18 protein-coding genes and 1 tRNA gene are annotated in these 18,452 nt (G+C 55.8%); 12 read left to right on the top strand and 7 right to left on the bottom strand.

Going from position 1 to position 18,452, the window contains the following annotated elements:
• The first annotated feature begins 2 nt into the window (after nt 1–2).
• The 3 genes from frdC to MKZ79_RS12135 all read left to right on the top strand — a co-directional run bounded on the left by frdC (nt 3) and on the right by MKZ79_RS12135 (nt 1,355).
• Nucleotides 3–410: a fumarate reductase subunit FrdC gene (gene frdC, locus MKZ79_RS12145; protein ID WP_336142533.1), complete on the top strand. Its 408-nt coding sequence runs from the start codon at nt 3–5 to the stop codon at nt 408–410.
• On the top strand, nt 407–757 hold the full coding sequence (gene frdD / locus MKZ79_RS12140; RefSeq protein WP_336142531.1) for a fumarate reductase subunit FrdD: 351 nt from the start codon (nt 407–409) through the stop codon (nt 755–757). Before frdC ends, frdD begins: the two co-directional genes overlap by 4 nt.
• A gap of 73 nt (nt 758–830) precedes the next feature.
• Nucleotides 831–1,355: a lipocalin family protein gene (locus MKZ79_RS12135; RefSeq protein ID WP_336142529.1), complete on the top strand. Its 525-nt coding sequence runs from the start codon at nt 831–833 to the stop codon at nt 1,353–1,355.
• A 52-nt stretch (nt 1,356–1,407) separates the two neighbouring features.
• On the opposite strand, the gene MKZ79_RS12130 is transcribed toward MKZ79_RS12135, so the two are convergent.
• A complete protein-coding gene (locus MKZ79_RS12130) occupies nt 1,408–1,542 on the bottom strand; it encodes an entericidin A/B family lipoprotein (RefSeq protein WP_034939964.1) in 135 nt (44 codons plus the stop codon).
• Between the two features lie 268 nt (nt 1,543–1,810).
• Nucleotides 1,811–2,377 (bottom strand): elongation factor P, encoded by a 567-nt coding sequence (gene efp / locus MKZ79_RS12125; protein WP_336142526.1) that lies wholly within the window; start codon nt 2,375–2,377, stop codon nt 1,811–1,813.
• Between the two features lie 41 nt (nt 2,378–2,418).
• Between efp and epmB the strand changes: the two genes are divergently transcribed.
• Nucleotides 2,419–3,447: an EF-P beta-lysylation protein EpmB gene (epmB, locus tag MKZ79_RS12120; protein WP_336142523.1), complete on the top strand. Its 1,029-nt coding sequence runs from the start codon at nt 2,419–2,421 to the stop codon at nt 3,445–3,447.
• Between the two features lie 54 nt (nt 3,448–3,501).
• Here the strand turns inward: epmB and MKZ79_RS12115 are convergent, their stop codons facing one another.
• Nucleotides 3,502–3,852 (bottom strand): DUF4156 domain-containing protein, encoded by a 351-nt coding sequence (locus MKZ79_RS12115; RefSeq protein WP_336142522.1) that lies wholly within the window; start codon nt 3,850–3,852, stop codon nt 3,502–3,504.
• 315 nt (nt 3,853–4,167) lie between these two features.
• Between MKZ79_RS12115 and MKZ79_RS12110 the strand changes: the two genes are divergently transcribed.
• Nucleotides 4,168–4,410: a hypothetical protein gene (locus MKZ79_RS12110; protein WP_336142521.1), complete on the top strand. Its 243-nt coding sequence runs from the start codon at nt 4,168–4,170 to the stop codon at nt 4,408–4,410.
• Nucleotides 4,411–4,754: 344 nt separating this feature from the next.
• The gene (locus MKZ79_RS12105; protein ID WP_336142519.1) at nt 4,755–6,854 is read left to right on the top strand and encodes an autotransporter outer membrane beta-barrel domain-containing protein; all 2,100 of its coding nucleotides are present in this window, start codon (nt 4,755–4,757) and stop codon (nt 6,852–6,854) included.
• 61 nt (nt 6,855–6,915) lie between these two features.
• Here MKZ79_RS12105 and groL read toward each other — a convergent pair whose 3' ends face one another.
• From groL to MKZ79_RS12090, 3 genes are all read right to left on the bottom strand, one after another.
• On the bottom strand, nt 6,916–8,562 hold the full coding sequence (groL, locus tag MKZ79_RS12100; protein ID WP_336142517.1) for a chaperonin GroEL: 1,647 nt from the start codon (nt 8,560–8,562) through the stop codon (nt 6,916–6,918).
• Between the two features lie 44 nt (nt 8,563–8,606).
• Nucleotides 8,607–8,900 carry a co-chaperone GroES gene (locus tag MKZ79_RS12095; protein WP_336142515.1) on the bottom strand — a complete coding sequence of 98 codons (294 nt, stop codon included), beginning with the start codon at nt 8,898–8,900 and terminating at the stop codon, nt 8,607–8,609.
• Nucleotides 8,901–9,110: 210 nt separating this feature from the next.
• A complete protein-coding gene (locus tag MKZ79_RS12090) occupies nt 9,111–9,572 on the bottom strand; it encodes an FxsA family protein (RefSeq protein ID WP_336142513.1) in 462 nt (153 codons plus the stop codon).
• 316 nt (nt 9,573–9,888) lie between these two features.
• On the opposite strand from MKZ79_RS12090, the gene aspA reads away from it, so the two are divergent.
• From aspA to MKZ79_RS12060, 6 genes are all read left to right on the top strand, one after another.
• The gene (gene aspA, locus MKZ79_RS12085) at nt 9,889–11,319 is read left to right on the top strand and encodes an aspartate ammonia-lyase (protein WP_336142512.1); all 1,431 of its coding nucleotides are present in this window, start codon (nt 9,889–9,891) and stop codon (nt 11,317–11,319) included.
• 115 nt (nt 11,320–11,434) lie between these two features.
• A complete protein-coding gene (locus tag MKZ79_RS12080; RefSeq protein ID WP_336142510.1) occupies nt 11,435–12,736 on the top strand; it encodes an anaerobic C4-dicarboxylate transporter in 1,302 nt (433 codons plus the stop codon).
• Between the two features lie 210 nt (nt 12,737–12,946).
• Complete coding sequence (locus tag MKZ79_RS12075; protein ID WP_336142508.1) at nt 12,947–14,656, top strand: protein-disulfide reductase DsbD; 1,710 nt, start codon at nt 12,947–12,949, stop codon at nt 14,654–14,656.
• 59 nt (nt 14,657–14,715) lie between these two features.
• Nucleotides 14,716–15,294 (top strand): division control transcriptional repressor DicD, encoded by a 579-nt coding sequence (gene dicD / locus MKZ79_RS12070; protein ID WP_336142505.1) that lies wholly within the window; start codon nt 14,716–14,718, stop codon nt 15,292–15,294.
• Nucleotides 15,295–15,464: 170 nt separating this feature from the next.
• Nucleotides 15,465–15,540, top strand: a tRNA-Phe gene (locus MKZ79_RS12065).
• A 645-nt stretch (nt 15,541–16,185) separates the two neighbouring features.
• Nucleotides 16,186–17,079, top strand: coding sequence for a GntR family transcriptional regulator (locus MKZ79_RS12060; protein ID WP_336142504.1), 894 nt, complete (start codon nt 16,186–16,188; stop codon nt 17,077–17,079).
• Between the two features lie 34 nt (nt 17,080–17,113).
• Here MKZ79_RS12060 and MKZ79_RS12055 read toward each other — a convergent pair whose 3' ends face one another.
• Nucleotides 17,114–18,451, bottom strand: coding sequence for a CitMHS family transporter (locus MKZ79_RS12055; protein WP_336142502.1), 1,338 nt, complete (start codon nt 18,449–18,451; stop codon nt 17,114–17,116).
• Nucleotide 18,452: the final 1 nt, after the last annotated feature.

Genomic DNA, 18,452 nt, shown 5'->3' with positions numbered 1-18,452 from the left:
AGATGAGTTCCAAACGCAAGGCTTACCACCGTCCGGTTACGGCCGACTGGTGGCGTAAAGTGGGCTTTTATCGTTTCTATATGCTGCGCGAAGGCACGGCGCTGCCGGCGCTGTGGTTCAGCATTGAGATGATTTTCGGGCTGTACGCGTTAAAGCGCGGCGCAGAGAGCTGGGCCGCCTTTATGGATTTTCTGCAGCATCCCGTGGTGTTGCTGCTGAATATGATCGCGCTGGCAGCCGCGCTGCTGCACAGCAAAACCTGGTTTGAGCTGGCGCCGAAGGCTTCGATAATCATTATCGGCGATAAAAAGCTGTCGCCTGGCCCGATCGTAAAAGGCCTGTGGGTGGCGATGGCGCTGATTAGCCTGGTGATTCTGGCTATCGTTCTGCTGGCGCGGGAGGGAGTATGAAAAAAGATCGTTCCGACGAACCGCTGTTTTGGGGGCTGTTTGGCGCTGGCGGCATGTGGGCCGCGCTGGTGTCGCCCGTCGTGGTGCTGCTGGCTGGCGTGATTATGCCGCTGGGGCTGACCTCGCCGTCGGCCTTCAGCTTCGAGCGCATCCTGAGCTTCGCGCAGAGCTGGCCTGGCCGTGTGTTTCTTTTGCTGGCTATTGCGATGCCGCTCTGGTGCGCGCTGCACCGGCTGCACCATATGATGCACGACCTGAAGATCCACCTTCCCGCCAGCAAATGGCTTTTCTACGGGCTGGCCGCCATTCTGACCATCGTCACCGCCATCGGCGTTCTGACGCTCTGACCGTCGGGCGGCGACGGGCCGCCCGCACAAAACTCGCCTATACTTAAGCGGTTAAAACGCAAAGGAATCGCTTATGTCTCTGTGGAAAATGCTGGCGGCAGGCGCCGGCGCCCTTCTCTCTGTCGCCTGCACCACCACGCCGCCAAAAGGCGTTACGCCCGTCGAGGGCTTTAATGCCGATCTTTATCTGGGTAGCTGGTATGAGATCGCCCGCCTGGATCACCGCTTTGAGCGCGGACTGGATCACGTTACCGCCACCTACAGCAAACGCGACGATGGCGGCCTGAAAGTCGTCAACCGCGGCTATAACGTGAAGAAACAGCGCTGGCAGGAAAGTATCGGTAAAGCGTACTTTACCGGTTCGCCGAGCCAGGCGGCGCTGAAAGTCTCTTTCTTCGGCCCCTTCTATGGCGGCTATAACGTTATCGCGCTGGACAACGCTTATCAGCATGCGCTGGTCTGCGGGCCAAACCGGAACTACCTGTGGATTTTATCGCGCACGCCGCAGCTTGACGACAAGGTAAAAGAGGAGCTGACTGCCAAAGCGCGCCAGGCCGGTTTTGACGTCAGCAAACTGATCTGGGTGAAACAGGAGTAATTTATCCTGGCGTAGAAACAACAAGGCCGGTGCGCAAACACCGGCCCCTGTTTTACTGCGCGCTTCGCTGAATCGCCCGTCCGCCTGCGGAAACGTCTTCGCCGACACCACGGGTGGTGTTACAGGCGGTCAGCGCAGAAGAGAGCACCAGAACGGAAAAGATCGCGACAATACTTTTCTTTAACATAACCAGATCCTTTTAATTAGAAGTAAAAGTACAGCGTGTTAAGCATAGTCGTAATTTTGCGAATGCGTCTGGCAAGGCGAAAAAGAGAAATACTTAGCTGGCGGCGTGAGAGAGAATCCTGCCAGAATGCCGGATATTCTCGCTTAAATCGCGAAAGGTGTTGCAGGCGCTAAGCGCAGATTATTAACAGGGCGACGGCGATAAACCGGAAGAAGATCAGGGTGGGCTCGTTAAAAAATAAGGGCCTGACTGAGCAGGCCCATACGACTTATTTTACGCGAGAGACGTATTCGCCCGAACGGGTGTCTACTTTAATCACTTCGCCAATCTGCACGAACAGCGGAACTTTTACCACTGCGCCGGTAGAGAGTTTAGCTGGCTTGCCGCCGGTACCCGCGGTATCGCCTTTCAGGCCTGGATCGGTATCCACGATCTCCAGCTCAACGAAGTTTGGCGGCAGCACCTGAATTGGCTTGCCGTTCCACAGCGTCACGATACACTCTGCGTTGTCCAGCAGCCATTTCGCCGCGTCGCCAACGGTTTTCGCTTCCACAGGATGCTGCTCGAAGGTTTCCGGGTGCATAAAGTGGTAGAACTCACCGTCGTTGTACAGGTAGTTCAGGTTGGTATCTACTACGTCTGCGCCTTCGGCGGAGTCGGTAGATTTAAAGGTCTTCTCAACGCGAGTGCCGGTCAGCAGGCGACGCATTTTAACGCGTGCGAAAGCCTGGCCTTTACCTGGTTTAACAAACTCGCTGGCTTCGACGGCGTAAGGTTCGCCTTCGAACATGATTTTAAGACCGGGACGGAAATCGTTGCTAGAATAAGTCGCCATAAAGGCCCTCTACAATTTAATACTGGTACTTAGCCAAAAAAATGGCACACATTGTAACCCTAAATACCCCTTCGCGAGAAGAATGGTTGCATCAACTTGCAGATGTAATCACTGACCCTGATGAATTACTCCAGTTTTTAGGCCTTGATTCGCATCCTGAGCTACGGAACGGCGGCGACGCGCGCCGTCTTTTCGCGCTGCGTGTCCCGCGCGCCTTCGCGGCGAGAATGCGCAAAGGCGATCCGCAGGATCCGCTGCTGCTCCAGGTGATCACCCAAAGCCAGGAATTTATTGATGCGCCGGGTTACAGCACCGATCCGCTCGACGAGCAAAGCAGCGTGGTGCCGGGTCTGTTACATAAATATCATAATCGCGCGCTGCTGTTGGTCAAAGGCGGCTGCGCCGTTAACTGCCGCTACTGCTTCCGGCGGCATTTCCCCTACGCGGACAACCAGGGCAACAAGCGCAACTGGCAGCAGGCGCTGGAGTATATCCGACAGCAGCCGCAACTGGATGAAATTATTTTTTCCGGCGGCGATCCCTTGATGGCCAAAGACGGCGAGCTGGACTGGCTGATTAGCGAACTGGAGCGCATTCCGCACCTGAAAAGGCTACGTATCCACAGCCGTTTGCCTGTGGTTATCCCGGCGCGGATCACCCCGGCGCTCTGCCAGCGGCTGGCGGAATCGCGGCTGCAGACGTTGCTGGTGAGCCATATCAACCACGCGCGCGAAATCGACGACGAGCTGCGGGAAGCGATGCATCAGCTAAAGCGCGCTGGCGTGACGCTGTTGAATCAGAGCGTGCTGCTGCGCGGCATCAACGACAGCGCCGCTGCGCTGGCCGAGCTGAGCAACGCGCTGTTTGATGCCGGCATCCTGCCCTATTATCTTCACGTGCTGGATAAAGTTCAGGGCGCGGCGCACTTCTACGTGTCGGACGAGCGGGCGAGAGAAATCATGCGGGAACTGCTGGGCCAGGTTTCCGGCTATATGGTGCCGAAGCTGGCGAGAGAGATTGGCGGCGAGCCGAGCAAAACGCCGCTCGATCTGCAGCTGCGGCAGCAATAAAAAAGGAGAGAAGCGCTTCTCTCCTGTCTGTATAGCTCTGGTGCCGTTAACGGCTCAGGGACACTTGTAAACCTGGCCGCTCATCTTGCTGTCCAGCGGCGCAAAGCTCGACCAGATATTCTGGGTCGGGCTGGTGGCGCCGTAAATCACATTGCCGCCCATTTCCGCCGCGCGATTGCGCAGGTCGTTAGCCGCGCCGCGCAGCGAACTGCTTTCGCCGCCGCCCGCGCCGCTCAGCCAGTTGCTTTGCGTACCGGTCAGATTGCCCAGTAGCTGGCAGCTGCTTGCCGGCTGTTGATCGGTGAAGGTGACGCGTTCGCCGGCAGAACTCAGTTGGGTAGAGCTGCTACAGCCCGCCAGCAGCAGCGCCGCGACAGAGAGCCCCAGCAAGACGTTAATCCGCATTTTAATCTCCATTATTATTAACAGACTCCCCCGCAGGTTAACATAAAATCGCCGACGCGCCTGTACTTCTGTGGTCATGCCCGGCGAAAGTCCCTGGCGAAGCGACCGCAGTAAAAACGCGTTAGATTCCCATTCACAAAAATAATCTATTTACTGCTTTATGCCTGAGAGGCTACGGCAATCATTACAGGCCGAAAAACCAATGAGTAATAGCCCAACGTTGAAGCTGAGTTTAATTTACTCGGGCACTCCACCATTAAAATAAATATTAATTTCACGTTTTTTATTAGAAATTTCCTTTTTTAAGGGTTTACTATGCTTTCATCACCCGCTATAACCAGGCTGAAAATAGCAGGCGCGCCATTTGCGTTTTTCCTGTTAGCAGTTCATTCACCTTTTTCTTACGGCGCACCAAAAGAAGTTAACATAAATAACGAACATATTTTTCTTAATACCCCTCAGGATGAGGAGACCGTTTTTAATATCACCAATGGCGGAAGTTTAACGGTCAGCAGTACCACGGCAGGTTTTCTTCCACCACGCAGTCTCATACTCTGAATGATGCGACGCTGACGCTGAATAGCGAGGCGGTATTTTCCGGCGATATTACAAGCGCAAACAGCCATATCCTTTTTTCCTATAGCACCTACTCAGGAAATATTCGCGCCGCAGGCTCAGAGAGCCTTGGTGACGTTTATATTAATAGTTCTCTTTTCAATGGCGGTATCAGGACGGGTGCCAATAACGCAGGCTATACGATAACGGTAAAAGACAGTACTTTTCAGGGACAGGGGTTTATTTCGCCGTTAGCTATCTATAGCGGGGGCCTGGTTGCGGAAAACAGCACGCTGTACAATCATAACTTTGTTGTAGCCGATCTAAGAAATGTCGATTCGGCGATCATGCAGAATATAAAAATCGTCAACACCAGCGATTACACTGGACCCAGCGCATTAGGCGTGGCCGGCATCTATATGGAAGATACGCACAACGCCGATATTCTTAATTCCGATATATACAGCGCAGGCACGGCGATAAGAGTGCGCAACAGCGCCGAAGACGATATCGTCAATAATCTGCTTATCAAAAACTCCATGCTGAAAGCCGAAGCCGCGGCGGCGCTGGAAGCCACCAACAGCAATCTCATTATTTACGCATCCAGCCTTGATTCGCTCAGCGACGGCAGCGCAATTGCCTGTTATGCCGGCAGCGCCGCGGTCAACGGCTGCGGTGCCCTGAATCTGGAAGGCACAAACGTACTGGTCAGCCAGCATTCGGCTATCAACAGCAATAATGTTGGGGTTTTTATTACCGGAAAAAAAGAAACCCAGCTTGATATTATTGACTCTACCATCAATGCGCAAAAAGCAGCTTTCAGCGTTAATAAAGGTGATACTACGATCGCGGTCTACAACAGCCGTGCATCGATAAAGCTGACGCCTTCCATCACCAGTAAAGAAAACCGGCTGCTGGAAGCGCTTGACGGCAGCAAGGTCGATTTTTCACTGTACAACGTCTATACCCGTGGCGATATTTTTGCCGACGAAAGCAGTCGGGTAAATGTGCTTTTAAGCGGCGCGAGTTTGCTGGAAGGTAATATAGCAGGTGTGGATACGCTGGAGATTAGCCGCAATGCAAGCTGGAAGATGACGGCAGATAATCATCTCAAAGAGATGCTTTTTACTGGCGGTTCCATTCTGCTGCCGGATGTCGGCCCAAATAATCAGTTTCATACATTAACCATAGAGAGCCTGACCGGCGCGGGCTTATTCGGCCTGAATACCAATTTGCAAACCATGCAGGGCGACAGGCTGAACATCACTAAAGATCTCTATGGCACATTTTTGCTGCGGATCGCCAACAGCGGTACGGAACCAGAAGATGCCGACGCTATGCTGAAGGTGGTTCAGGCTCCCAGCAATACCGCGCTTTTCGCGCTTTACGGCGGCAAAGTGGACGCGGGCGTCTGGCAGTATGACCTGGTACAGAAAGGCAATGACTGGTATCTGGCGAACAGCAACCGCCCCAATACGCCTGACGTGCCTGACGCACCCGACGCGCCTGATCATGGCGGAACGCCGCCCTCACAGCCTTCGCTTACGCCTTCTGCCAACGCCGTGCTGAATATGGCCGCCGCACCGGTCACTATTTTTAATAACGAGCTGCAGAATTTACGCCAGCGTAGAGGCGACGGTAAAAGCGGCGAAGAAGGCGGCGTTTGGGGCCGTTATATCCACCAGAACGCCCGGATAAATAGCGGGATAAGCAGCTGGCGGCTGGGACAGAACGGCTTTGAACTGGGCGGTGACAAGGCGGTTGCGGTGCGCGAAGGCGATCTCTTCGTCGGCGTAATGGCCTCCATCACCCACAACAGCGTCAGGGACGATCGCGGCGGCAACAGCCAGATTGACAGCTACAGCGCCGGCGCTTACGCCAGCTGGTTCGCGGATAGCGGCCTTTATATTGACGCCGTAGTCAAAGCAAACCGGTTTAATAACCGGCTACATACGCAGATGAGCGACGGAACGGCGGTCAGCGGCGGCTACAACCAGAACGGCCTGGGCGGCGCGCTGGAGAGCGGCTGGCACATCGCGCTGGCGGATAATTACTGGGCGGAACCCTTCGCCAGGCTCAGCGCTTTTCGGGCCGGCGGAAAAAGCGTAACGCTCAGCAACGGCATGAAGGCGCAAATCCGGCAGCCATCCTCGCTGCAGGCGGAAACGGGGCTGCAGTTCGGCAAGCGCATCCAGCTGGAAAAAGCCTCGCTGAATCCTTATCTGAAAGCCAGCGTGGCGCATGAATTCGTGAAAACCGGCAAAGTCTGGCTCAACGACAGCTGGGATTTCAATGAGGGTGCGGCAGCGACCAGCGGACGCTATGGCGCGGGCATCGATATCCGGCTGACGAAAGATGCTTCGCTGTTTACCGAAGCCGATTACCAGAAAGGCCGTACGATTGAATCGCCGGTGACGGCCAACCTCGGTTTCCGCCTGAATTTTTAAGGCATAAAAAAAACCTGCCATCGCTGGCAGGTTTTTTCGCTTATGAACGACGGGCGTCGTCTTACATCATGCCGCCCATGCCGCCCATTCCACCCATGCCGCCGCCTGCGCCCAGGTCTGGTGCGTCAGCTTTCGGCAGGTCGGTGACCATGCACTCGGTGGTGATCATCAGGCCCGCAACAGAAGCCGCGTACTGCAGCGCAGAACGGGTCACTTTGGTTGGGTCCAGGATACCGAAGTCGATCATATTGCCGTACTCTTCGGTCTGTGCGTTGTAGCCGTAGTTGCCGTCGCCCGCTTTCACGTTGTTAGCAACCACAGATGGCTCTTCGCCTGCGTTGGAAACGATCTGACGCAGTGGTGATTCCATTGCGCGCAGCGCAACTTTGATACCCACGTTCTGATCTTCGTTCTGGCCTTTCAGCTCGGACAGCAGAGCTGCAACGCGTACCAGCGCTACGCCACCGCCGGCAACCACGCCTTCTTCCACTGCTGCGCGGGTAGCGTGCAGGGCGTCTTCAACGCGTGCTTTCTTCTCTTTCATCTCAACTTCAGTTGCCGCGCCAACTTTCAGAACGGCTACGCCGCCTGCCAGTTTAGCCACGCGCTCCTGCAGTTTTTCACGATCGTAGTCGGAAGTCGCTTCTTCGATCTGCTGACGGATCTGGGTAACGCGGCCGGAGATCACGGACTCTTCGCCCACGCCATCGATGATGGTAGTGGTGTCTTTGTTGATCACAACGCGTTTTGCCTGGCCCAGGTCTTCCAGCGTCGCTTTCTCCAGCTCCATACCGATCTCTTCAGAGATCACGGTACCGCCGGTCAGAACAGCGATGTCCTGCAGCATGGCTTTACGACGATCGCCGAAGCCTGGCGCTTTAACCGCAGCCACTTTCACGATGCCGCGCATGGTGTTAACCACCAGCGTAGCCAGCGCTTCGCCTTCAACATCTTCTGCGATGATCAGCAGCGGCTTGCTCGCTTTCGCAACGGCTTCCAGGACTGGCAGCATTTCGCGGATGTTGGAGATTTTCTTGTCAGCCAGCAGGATGAAAGGGGATTCCAGCTCAACCGCGCCGGTTTCCGGCTTGTTGATGAAGTAAGGAGAGAGGTAGCCGCGATCGAACTGCATACCTTCAACCACGTCCAGCTCGTCCTGCAGGCCGGTGCCTTCTTCAACGGTGATAACGCCTTCTTTGCCTACTTTTTCCATCGCCTGAGCGATCAGCGTACCCACGCTCTCGTCGGAGTTAGCGGAGATAGTACCAACCTGAGCAATGGCTTTAGAGTCGGAGCAAGGAACGGAGAGTTTTTTCAGCTCATCAACCGCAGCGATAACCGCCTGATCGATGCCGCGCTTCAGATCCATCGGGTTCATGCCCGCAGCGACGGCTTTCAGGCCTTCGGTGATGATGGACTGCGCCAGTACGGTTGCAGTGGTGGTGCCGTCGCCTGCTGCGTCGTTCGCTTTAGAGGCGACTTCTTTCACCATCTGCGCGCCCATGTTTTCGAACTTGTCGTCCAGCTCGATTTCACGCGCGACGGAAACGCCGTCTTTGGTGATGGTTGGTGCGCCGAAGGATTTATCCAGCACCACGTTGCGGCCTTTCGGGCCCAGGGTCACTTTTACCGCATCTGCCAGTACGTTAACGCCACGGAGCATTTTTACACGTGCGTCGTTGCCGAATTTTACGTCTTTAGCTGCCATTATCAATATCCCTTAAATTCGTTTCGTTCAATGAGTTACGTAAATTACGCTTCAACAATTGCCAGAATGTCGCTTTCAGAAATGATCAGCACTTCCTGGTTGTCGATTTTCTCAGTTTTCGCACCATAGCCTTCGTTGAAAATCACGACGTCGCCGACTTTCACGTCCAGCGGCTTCACTTCGCCATTTTCCAGGATACGGCCATTGCCAACAGCCAGCACTTCGCCACGGGTAGATTTACCTGCTGCGGAGCCGGTCAGAACGATGCCGCCAGCTGATTTAGATTCCACTTCTTTACGCTTGACGATAACACGGTCGTGCAATGGACGAATTTTCATTGATAGCTCTCCTTTGAGAAGTCCAATCAGTCATTTTGGGATGAATGCCGGGCTTCACTGGCGCCGGCCTCGTGACGGAAGAGATAGGGACAGGCTTCCACCCTTTCAAGGGGTAAAAAAATAAAAATTTTGCTTCTGCGTTACGACTGCACAAATAACAGCCAGCAGAAAGGAGGAAAAAAGAAAAGGCGGGAGGCCCGCCTTCAGAGATTAACGCTCGTCGCGTTTGTCGTCGTGCTCAATCAGCGTCGTCTCTTTACGCTCATACTCGCCGTCCACGGTATAGCCGCTGTCCGGGCCGGCGCCAGGCCCGCGCCAGGTGCGCAGATGCGGCATCAGCTTCAGCGTCAGGTGCTTCTGCACCGGCGGCAGCAGCAGCAGCAGGCCCAGGAAATCGGTGAAGAAGCCGGGCAGCAGCAGCAGGAAACCGGCCAGGATCAGCGAGACGCTCTTCAGCATCTCCGCCGCCGGGCTTTCGCCTGCCGCCAGCTTCTGCTGCATCAGCATAAAGTTCTTCATGCCCTGATTTTTCACCAGCGAGATGCCGATAGCGGAGCTGAAGATTACCAGCAGCAGCGTCACCAGCACGCCTAAGACATGAGCGACCTGAATAAAGAGGGAGATCTCAATCCAGGCGAGAATAAAAAGTACCAGAAACGGTAACCAGCGCACCACAGTCTCCTGTCGGTTAGAGCCGCCGCGCGCCAGGCGCAGCGGCAGAAAAAGGGTATTAGTTAAAGATGGGCACGCCGCAACCGCTTTTCAACCGCAGGCGCAAAATTCCCTGGCGCGGCGCCAGCTAAACGCAAGCGATATGGCGCTGAAAAAAATGTCGCTGAAAGTGAAACCCGTCAATATTTTACCGAATATAGTCGTGCTCCCGATGGTGCAAAACGTTAACATATCGACCCGGACTGATGGCGACTAACGAATCACTCTGACACGGACTATAAAGAGTATAACCGGCAGCAATAACAAGAAGGTGCTCATGGCTAATGACATTCGTATCGAAGAAGACCTGTTAGGTATGCGTGAGGTGCCGGCGGAGGCCTATTACGGCATTCATACGCTGCGCGCGATCGAAAATTTCTATATCAGCAACAGCAAAATCAGCGACATTCCCGCCTTTGTGCGCGGCATGGTAATGGTAAAAAAAGCGGCCGCGCTGGCCAATAAAGAGCTGCAGACCATCCCGCGCAATATCGCCAACGCGATCGTTAAAGCCTGCGATGAAGTGTTGGAGAACGGCAAATGCATGGACCAGTTCCCGGTCGATGTTTACCAGGGCGGCGCCGGCACCTCGGTCAACATGAACACCAATGAAGTGCTGGCCAACATCGGCCTGGAGCTGATGGGCCATCAGAAAGGGGAATATCAGTACCTGAACCCCAACGATCATGTTAACAAATGTCAGTCCACCAACGACGCCTACCCAACCGGTTTCCGCATCGCGGTTTACAGCTCCATCCTGCAATTACTGGAATCTATCGGCAAGCTGAGCGAGGGTTTCGAGCGTAAAGCCGTGGAGTTCAACACCATCCTGAAAATGGGCCGCACCCAGCTGCAGGACGCCGTGCCGATGACGCTGGGCCAGGAGTTCCATGCGTTTAACGTGCTGCTGAAAGAAGAGATCAAAAACATCCTGCGCACGGCTGAACTGCTGCTGGAGGTCAACCTGGGCGCCACGGCCATCGGTACTCGCCTGAATACGCCGGACGGCTATCAGCAGCTGGCGGTGCAGAAGCTGGCCGAAGTCAGCAATCTGCCCTGCGTGCCGGCGGAAGATCTGATCGAGGCGACCTCGGACTGCGGCGCCTATGTGATGGTACACAGCTCGCTGAAGCGCCTGGCGGTAAAACTGTCGAAGATTTGCAACGATTTGCGCCTGCTCTCTTCCGGCCCGCGCGCCGGCCTGAACGAAATCAACCTGCCGGAACTGCAGGCGGGTTCTTCTATTATGCCGGCGAAGGTCAACCCGGTGGTGCCGGAAGTCGTGAATCAGGTCTGCTTTAAGGTTATCGGCAACGACGTCACGGTAACGATGGCGTCGGAAGCTGGCCAGCTGCAGCTGAACGTTATGGAGCCGGTCATCGGCCAGGCGCTGTTTGAGTCGGTGGATATCCTGACCAATGCCTGCGCCAACCTGCTGGAAAAATGCGTCGACGGCATCACCGCCAACAGAGCGGTTTGCGAAGCCTACGTCTTTAACTCAATCGGCATCGTCACCTATCTGAACCCCTATATCGGCCATCATAACGGCGATATCGTCGGCAAAATCTGCGCCGAAACCGGGAAAAGCGTGCGGGAAGTGGTGCTGGAGCGCGGCCTGCTGACCGAAACCGAACTGGACGACATCTTCTCGACGCAAAACCTGATGTATCCGGTCTATAAAGCTAAACGCTACACCGATGAAGAGTAACTGTCCGCTATAGGCAGAAAAGGCACGTTGGTTCGCAGAACTACGTGCCTTTTTTTATGCGCGAAGTTACATGCTATCAACTAATTTCTAACCAAAAACACCACGGGAGCAAACCATGATTTTACCAGAGCTTATTGTCGTGCTGGCGGCGATCTATCTGGGGGCGCGACTGGGCGGCATCGGCATCGGCTTCGCCGGCGGCGTGGGTATGCTGATTTTAACGCTGGGTTTTCAAATCAAGCCAGGAACGATTCCGTTCGACGTCATTGAAATCATTATGGGCGTCATCGCCGCCATCGCAGCGATGCAGGTCGCAGGCGGCATGGACTATCTGGTCAGCCTGGCCGAGCGTCTGCTGCGCAGGCATCCGCGCTACGTCACTTTTCTGGCGCCGCTGGTGACCTATCTGATGACGCTGCTGGCGGGTACCGGCCACACAGCGTTCTCCACGCTGCCGGTGATTGCCGAAGTGGCGAAGGAACAGGGCGTTCGCCCTTCCCGGCCGCTCTCTATCGCGGTGGTCGCTTCACAGATTGCGATTACCGCTTCGCCTATCTCTGCCGCCGTGGTTTTCCTTTCCGGCATTCTGGAACCGAAAGGCGTCAGCTATCTGGGCCTGCTGGCCGTCGCGATCCCTTCCACGATGGTGGCGATCTTTATTGCCGCGATGATCACCAATTTCCTGGGAAAAGAGCTGCATGAAGATGAGATTTACCAACAGCGGCTGGCGAAAGGCGAGGTCACGCTGCGCGGCGCAACCCGCTTTGAAGAGAAGCCGGGCGCGAAGCGTTCGGTGCTGCTTTTTCTGACAGGTATTATCGCCGTGGTGCTGTACGCCACGGCGATCAGCGATACCGTCGGCCTGATTAACAATCCTGTGCTGCCGCGTAACGAAGCGATCGTGGTCTTTATGCTGACCATCGCGGCGCTGATCTGCCTGACCTGCAAAGTGGATACCGCGAAGATTCTTACGGCCAGCACGTTCCGCTCCGGTATGAGCGCCTGTATCTGCGTGATGGGCGTCGCCTGGCTGGGCGATACCTTTGTAAAAGCGCATATCGGCGAGATTCAGGATTTCGCCGGCAGCCTGCTGCGCGACTATCCGTGGATGCTGGCGGTGATCCTCTTTTTCGCCTCGACGCTGCTCTATTCGCAGGCCGCTACCACCAAAGCGCTGATGCCTGCGGCGCTGCTGCTGGGCGTATCGCCGCATACCGCTATCGCCTCTTTCGCCGCCGTTTCGGCGCTGTTCGTGCTGCCGACCTACCCTACGCTGCTGGCCGCCGTAGAGATGGACGACACCGGCTCTACCCGCATCGGCAAATTTGTGTTTAATCACTCTTTCATTGTGCCGGGCACGCTGGCGATTGCGCTTTCTGTCGCCTTTGGTTTTGTTTTCGCCAATCTCTTTCTGTAATGTCGCCGGCGGGCCGCCTCAACGGCCCGCTTCATTAAACCTTCCGTTAACATCGCGCAGAATAGCGCTTCCCGCCGCAGCCGGTTACATCCTGCAAAAGCAGCCATCGTGAGGCCGTGATATAGTTTGCGCCTTGCACGAGATCCCCGCCTCAGCCAGAACCGGGGATCGCCGTTTGGTTTATGTCGTTAGTGGAAAGTGATTCCTGTCATGATTAAGCGCATCTTTACCAGCCTGTTGCTGACGCTGGCCGTCCTTTTCAGCGTCGGCGCCAGCGCCTCGCTGTTCGGCCAGAGCGCCAGCAGCCACTTTGGCACCGTCGATCAGGCTTTCAGCTTTGACTTCACCCAGCGGGCCGATCGGCTGACGCTCAGCTGGCGGATTTCCCCCGGCTACTACCTTTATCGCCAGCAGATTACCCTGACCGCGCACGGCGCGAAGCTGGCCGACTGGACGCTGCCCGCAGGCAAACCGCATGAAGATGAGTTTTACGGCAAGACGCAAATTTATCCCGACAGCCTGACGCTGCCGCTGACGATTACCCAGGCGGATAAGGGCGCGACGCTGAGCGTTACTTATCAGGGCTGCGCCGCCGCAGGTTTTTGCTATCCGCCGGAAACCCGCAGCGTGCCGCTAAACGAGGTTGCCGCCGCCAGCCAGGCCGCCGCAGCGCAATCAGCCCAAAGCTCAGCGACCGCGCCGCCGGTGGAGAACAAACTGCCCTTCTCGCCGCTGTGGGCTTTGCTGATCGGGATCGGCGTCGCCTTTACGCCCTGCGTGCTGCCGATGTATCCGCTGATCTCCGGCATTATTCTTGGCGGCAATCGCCGCTATTCGCTGAAGCGACTTTTTGCGCTCTCTGTGGTGTATGTCCAGGGCATGGCGCTGACCTATACGGCGCTGGGCGTCATTGTTGCCGCCGCCGGGCTGCGCTTCCAGGCCGCGCTGCAGTCGCCTGCGGTGCTGATCGGTCTCTCCGCGCTGTTTATTCTGCTGGCGCTGTCGATGTTCGGATTGTTCACCCTGCAGCTTCCTTCCTCGCTGCAAACCCGGCTGACGCTGCTCAGCAACCGTCAGCAGGGCGGCTCGCTGCCCGGCGTCTTTTTGATGGGCGCGCTGGCGGGATTAATCTGCTCGCCCTGCACTACCGCGCCGCTCAGCGCCATCCTGCTTTATATCGCCCAGAGCGGCAATATGCTGGCTGGCGCAGGAACGCTCTGGCTTTACGCAGTAGGTATGGGATTGCCGCTGATTATCGTTACGCTGTTCGGCAATCGCCTGCTGCCGAAAAGCGGCGCGTGGATGCAGACGGTGAAAGAAGGTTTCGGCTTTGTGATTCTGGCGCTGCCGGTGTTCCTGCTGGAGCGTGTGGTCGGCGAAGTGTGGGGAATGCGTCTGTGGAGTATGCTGGCCGTGGCCTTTTTCGGCTGGGCTTTTACCAGCCTCAAAGCCGCTAACGGCTGGCTACGTCTGGGACAAATCGTCATGCTGGCGGCCGCGCTGGTGTCCGCCCGTCCGCTGCAGGACTGGGCATTTGGCGCGCCCGCCGCGCAAAGCCATGCGGCGCTGAATTTTACGCGTATCGACAACGTTGACCAGCTCGATCGGGCATTGCAGCAGCATAACGGCATCACCATGCTCGATCTCTACGCCGACTGGTGCGTCGCCTGCAAAGAGTTCGAAAAGTATACGTTCAGCCAGCCCGCTGTACAGAATGCGCTGAATAACGCGCAGCTGCTGCAGGCCAACGTCACCACCAACGGTGCCGAAGAGAGAGCGCTGTTGGCGAAGCTGAACGTGCTGGGACTGCCTACCATTCTGTTTTTCGACGCCAGCGGCCAGGAGATCCCCGGCTCGCGCGTAACCGGTTTTATGGATGCGACGGCGTTTCGTCAGCATTTGCAGAAAGTCGCGCAGTAAACGACACTGGTGGGGAATTTTACGGTGACCGTAAATAATGCATTCAAGAGGAGAGTCGCTTGCAACGTGAACAGGTACTCGAGCATGCACTGAACGTACTCGAGCAAAACGGGCTGGCCGCCTCAACGTCCTTCGCCATGATGGCGGAGGCGGCGGCCTGTCGACAGGAAGATCTCCAGCGTTACTGGCCCGATCGCGAGGCGCTGCTATATGACGCCTTGCGCTATCACAGCCAGCAGGTAGATATCTGGCGGCGCAAGCTGCTGCTGGATGAAACCTTAAGCCCGGCGAAAAAGCTGCTGGCGCGCTATCAGGTACTCGAAGAGGCGGTGAACAACAACCGCTATCCCGGCTGTCTGTTTGTTGCGGCATGCAGCTTCTATCCGCAGCCGGATCACCCTATCCATCAGGTCGCCGAGCAGCAGAAACGCGCGTCCTGGCAATACACCCACCAGCTGCTGACGCAGCTTGAAACCGATAATCCTGAGCTGCTCGCTCATCAGATGGAGCTGATCCTGGAAGGCTGCCTGAGCCGCCTGCTGGTGAAGCGCAACGTGCAGGAAGTGGTTACAGCCCGCTCGCTGGCGGAAGATGTGCTGAGCATCGCGCTGTGCCGTAAGAATGGCGCGCTGACCTGACAGCGGTCGTGGCAAGCCAGGCCGACGGCCCGCTCCGCCACGCAGGCCGGGAGGTTTTGCATAACTTTCGGGCTGACTGTCTGAAAAGCAGGCAGTCAGTCACGCTTTATCGCTTTTTTATGACAAAGCCGTTGACGGCGGACGCCCTTTACGGTTTAATGCGCCCCGTTGCCCGGATAGCTCAGTCGGTAGAGCAGGGGATTGAAAATCCCCGTGTCCTTGGTTCGATTCCGAGTCCGGGCACCATCTATTAAAGTACGCTGGTTAAAGGTCATCCTTTAACGGGCGGAACAAAGGAGATGGTAAGTCGGCATCGCAGTGTTTAACGAATTTGTACACTCGATGTTGATAGCCAGATTCCTCTAAAAAAGGACACCTGTTCGCGCAGGTGTCCTTTTTTTATATCGTTAATTATTCCCACCGCTGGTTAAAATGTCTAACCTCCTCTGGCTGACGGCCATCCCACAGCAGGCTCGCATACTGTGTATGCAACCGATCGGTTAGCGTTGATTTCAGCGCCCCGCTCTCGCCGGTATGGGTTTGCTTTGTGTTTTGTCTGCCGCATCCGTCCTTTGATCATCCTTCTGACTATTGAGAATATGTTTGGCTTGAAATAGTCCGGGCAGGGCAATTCCAAACTCTTTTTAGTTTATGGAAAGAAAGCCTGGGGGAACAATGAATGCTCGTTTCATGAGCTTGTTGGCAGTGCCAACAAGGTTGCTTTGTGACCAGGCATAACCGGGAAATTAACAAGAAGACCTTTAACGACTCCTTCATTTATTCTTTAGTCAGCGTTCACGAATACCACGCTGCAACATTGCTTTTGGGGGATGTAAAATGCAATAATCAGCGTTAATTTTGCATTTATATCCCGATTGCCGAGTGTAAAGTATGAAAATTAGCGCCCTGACTGAGCGACTCTCGCAGAAAATCGTTGGCCTGATCGATACCGGCAACATTGCACCGGGCGCGCACCTGAGCGTGCCTAAACTGGCCGAAACCTTTGACGTCTCGCGCTCGCCGGTGCGCGAGGCGCTGGTCTATCTCGAGCAAAAAGGCGTTCTGCAGCAGAAGCTCAATCGCGGTTTTTTTGTTAAAGAGGATTATGCGCCGCAGCAGCATGACGAAGCGGCGCCTGCCGACGGCAGCGACCTGCCGGAGTATTACCAGCTGGCGGAAGACTGGCTACAGGACAATATCGACGCGGAAGTCACCGAACTTTATCTGATGAAACGCTACAACCTGACCAAAAGCCAGCTTTCGACGCTGCTGGCGCGCGGCATCAGCGAGGGTTGGGTGGAGCGCAAGCAGGGTTACGGCTGGCGTTTTCTGCCGGTGGCGAAAACCAAAGCAGCGCTGGAAAACATCTTTAGTTTTCGTATGGTAATTGAGCCGATGGCGATTCTGGAGCCCACCTTCAACGCTCCTCAAGAGAAAATCGACGAGCTCCGGCGAGAGCTGGAGATGCTGCTCGACAATGGCATCGCACGCCTGTCGCCAAAACAGCTGCAGCTGGCTGGCTATCGCTTTCACGAGACGGTCATCGGCTTCTCCAATAACCCCTTCTTTGAAATCTCGCTGCGCAACGTCAACCGCATGCGTATGCTGATGGACTACCGCATCATGGACGATCGCAGCCGCTACTACGCTGAGGTCAAAGATCATATGCGCCTGCTGGCGCTGATTGAGTCGGGACAGCGTATCGAAGCCTCTTACATGATGAAGCAGCATCTGGCGGTGGCGCTGGAAAATAAAAAAATGCGCCGTATCAGCGCGGAAGCCTGAAAGGTAAACGACTCATTCCCTGAGCCGTCTGTTTTTATGCCGCGGTGGAATAGATGGGATAAAGCCCCAGCAGCAGGCCCGAAGCCAGAAAAATCATACAGAGCAGAAATGCCCACTTAAAGGTGTATTTCTGATGGTCGCTAAATTCGACGCCTGCCAGCCCCACCAGCAGATAGGTTGACGCCACAAGCGGACTGAGCAGGTGCACCGGCTGCCCAACCAACGAGGCGCGGCCAATTTCAATCGGCTCGATGCCGTACACTTTCGCCGCTTCCGCCAGCACCGGTAGCACGCCATAGTAAAAGGCGTCGTTCGACATGAAGAAGGTGCCCGGCAGGCTGATCAGCGCGGTGATCGGCGCCAGATAGGGCCCCCACGACTGCGGTAGAATAGCCAGTAGCGAACCGGACATCGCCGTCACCATGCCTGTACCAGACAGGATCCCGGCGAAGATGCCCGCAGCAAGGAAGATCGAGGTCTGATTAAGCGCCGCCGGCGCATGCGCGGCGATACGCTGACGCTGCGCATCCAGATGGGGATAGTTGATCAGCAGCGCCAGCGCGAAGGCGACCATAAACAGCACCGACAGCGGCAGCAGCTCCATCACCAGTGACGCCATCAGTATTAGCGTCAGACCAGCGTTCAGCCAGAAGAGTTTCGGCCGACGCAGCTCTTCGTTTACCTCATTAATCGCGGGCAGATAACTCTCCGCGTCCTCTTCCACCACCGAACCGTCGGCGCGGGTCTGAATGCTCAGTTTTCCCAGGCGGCGACGCTCGCGAATACCTATATACCATGCCAGCACCAGCACACCGACAAAGCCGCACACCATCGATGGGATGAGCGGAATAAAGAGATCGCTCGACTCTACTTTCAGCGAGGCCGCTACGCGCGCCAGCGGCCCGCCCCACGGCAGCAGATTGGTAATGCTGCCGGCGAGGAACACCACACAGGTTAATGAGAGTGGATCCAGGCGGATACGTTTGAACAGCGGCAGCATCGCGGTAACGCAAATCATATAGGTGGTGGAGCCGTCGCCATCCAGCGAAACCATCGCCGCCAGCACTGCGCTGCACATAACTGCTTTAACCGGATCGCCATTAATAATTCGCAGGAAGAAGCGAATAATGGGATCGAATAAACCGGTATCGAACATGGTGCTGAAATAAAGAATGGCGAAGATCACCATAATGGCGGTCGGTGCGACTTTCTTTAATCCCTCTATCATCATCTCGCCCATCTCGCCGCCAAAACCGGCAATTAACGCGAAGATTATGGGAATAATCGTCAGTGCGACCAGAGCAGAAAGCTTTTTAGTCATAATCAGGATCATAAAGACCACGATCATGCCGTAACCCAGCAAAGAGAGCATA

Origin of the sequence: Erwinia sp. CGal63 (assembly GCF_037026505.1) — a bacterium.
Classification (GTDB): Bacteria; Pseudomonadota; Gammaproteobacteria; order Enterobacterales; family Enterobacteriaceae; genus Erwinia.
Note: the sequence above shows the minus strand (reverse complement) of the source record. Positions and strands in the feature narration are given on the sequence as shown.

Bases quoted from the DNA above. Each gene is read 5' to 3' on its own strand.
- frdC (WP_336142533.1), top strand. From the start codon at position 3: ATGAGTTCCAAACGCAAGGCTTACCACCGTCCGGTTACGGCCGACTGG.
- frdD (WP_336142531.1), top strand. From the start codon at position 407: ATGAAAAAAGATCGTTCCGACGAACCGCTGTTTTGGGGGCTGTTTGGC.
- MKZ79_RS12135 (WP_336142529.1), top strand. From the start codon at position 831: ATGTCTCTGTGGAAAATGCTGGCGGCAGGCGCCGGCGCCCTTCTCTCT.
- MKZ79_RS12130 (WP_034939964.1), bottom strand. From the start codon at position 1,542: ATGTTAAAGAAAAGTATTGTCGCGATCTTTTCCGTTCTGGTGCTCTCT.
- efp (WP_336142526.1), bottom strand. From the start codon at position 2,377: ATGGCGACTTATTCTAGCAACGATTTCCGTCCCGGTCTTAAAATCATG.
- epmB (WP_336142523.1), top strand. From the start codon at position 2,419: ATGGCACACATTGTAACCCTAAATACCCCTTCGCGAGAAGAATGGTTG.
- MKZ79_RS12115 (WP_336142522.1), bottom strand. From the start codon at position 3,852: ATGCGGATTAACGTCTTGCTGGGGCTCTCTGTCGCGGCGCTGCTGCTG.
- MKZ79_RS12110 (WP_336142521.1), top strand. From the start codon at position 4,168: ATGCTTTCATCACCCGCTATAACCAGGCTGAAAATAGCAGGCGCGCCA.
- MKZ79_RS12105 (WP_336142519.1), top strand. From the start codon at position 4,755: ATGCAGAATATAAAAATCGTCAACACCAGCGATTACACTGGACCCAGC.
- groL (WP_336142517.1), bottom strand. From the start codon at position 8,562: ATGGCAGCTAAAGACGTAAAATTCGGCAACGACGCACGTGTAAAAATG.
- MKZ79_RS12095 (WP_336142515.1), bottom strand. From the start codon at position 8,900: ATGAAAATTCGTCCATTGCACGACCGTGTTATCGTCAAGCGTAAAGAA.
- aspA (WP_336142512.1), top strand. From the start codon at position 9,889: ATGGCTAATGACATTCGTATCGAAGAAGACCTGTTAGGTATGCGTGAG.
- MKZ79_RS12080 (WP_336142510.1), top strand. From the start codon at position 11,435: ATGATTTTACCAGAGCTTATTGTCGTGCTGGCGGCGATCTATCTGGGG.
- MKZ79_RS12075 (WP_336142508.1), top strand. From the start codon at position 12,947: ATGATTAAGCGCATCTTTACCAGCCTGTTGCTGACGCTGGCCGTCCTT.
- MKZ79_RS12060 (WP_336142504.1), top strand. From the start codon at position 16,186: ATGAAAATTAGCGCCCTGACTGAGCGACTCTCGCAGAAAATCGTTGGC.
- MKZ79_RS12055 (WP_336142502.1), bottom strand. From the start codon at position 18,451: ATGCTCTCTTTGCTGGGTTACGGCATGATCGTGGTCTTTATGATCCTG.